Below are 493 nucleotides of genomic sequence, written 5' to 3'. Positions count from 1 at the left end.
GAAGGGGGAGGCAGTGGTTTTTGGGGGGCCGGGGGGACGTTTTGAAGGGGGGGGGTTGGGGCTACTCACAGGTGGGGGGGGGGGGGGTGCCGCGGGGGGCCCCCCCCCCCACGATCCTGGCGACCAACGGACCGCGAGCCGCCGCCGACAGGCCGCACCCGACGATGCGCGTGATCGGACGGTCGACACGCGTGATCAGGAGGTGGACACGCGTGATCAGGAGGGTCGACACGGCGGCGAGGCGGCCGCGCCCGCCGTGTCGGCTGCTCAATCACGCGTGTCGACTCCGCGATCACGCGTGCCGGCGTTCCGAGCACGCCGCGTAGCAGGCCGCTGGGCCGAGCCGGGCGCGCGGCGAAGCCGAGGTTGGGCGGCGGACCGGTCGTGGGGGGGGGGGGGGGGGGGGGGGCGGGGTGTGCCCCTCTCCCCCCCCCGCGTCCTCGTGGGGGGGGGGGGGGTTCGGCGACGTTGGCGGGTCTGGTTGTTCTTTTCC

Source organism: Amycolatopsis sp. NPDC028719, from assembly GCF_055565395.1.
This window is presented reverse-complemented; position numbering follows the sequence as displayed.